The 356-nt window shown below is 54.2% G+C and carries 1 pseudogene; it reads left to right on the top strand.

Annotated features, from left to right (window positions below):
• Nucleotides 1–100: 100 nt before the first annotated feature.
• A pseudogene (locus XcyCFBP4188_RS22375) lies at nucleotides 101–280 on the top strand (XVIPCD domain-containing protein); the annotation flags it as partial.
• Nucleotides 281–356: the final 76 nt, after the last annotated feature.

Below are 356 nucleotides of genomic sequence, written 5' to 3'. Positions count from 1 at the left end.
CAAAAATCCGGAGAGATCCAAACGCGACTCTCCAGAACGATGCGACATTCCGCGCTCTCAGGCCGCGTTGTTCAGACCTTCCTTAGCCAAGGAGAAGGACATGCCACACGAAACAGGACAACCAGCGCCACCGCAGCTGAGTGACAACGAACTCAAAACGCTTGCTTATTTTGCGATCGGCGTTGCTTCTGAGGGAAGCATGGCAGGCAAGAACGTTGCCTACAGGCTTTCATTTGCGGGCTCCATCAATGACGGCGTGATGAAACCCATGGCGGATTCAACTCCGATTCGCAACGCTGTTGAGGACCTCCTCGGAGAAGACTTCGAGGGGCGTTTTGAATCCGAGTATCTTGCGC

It is taken from the genome of Xanthomonas hortorum pv. cynarae, assembly GCF_002939985.1.
Taxonomy (GTDB): domain Bacteria; phylum Pseudomonadota; class Gammaproteobacteria; order Xanthomonadales; family Xanthomonadaceae; genus Xanthomonas; species Xanthomonas hortorum_D.
This window is presented reverse-complemented; position numbering and strand designations above follow the sequence as displayed.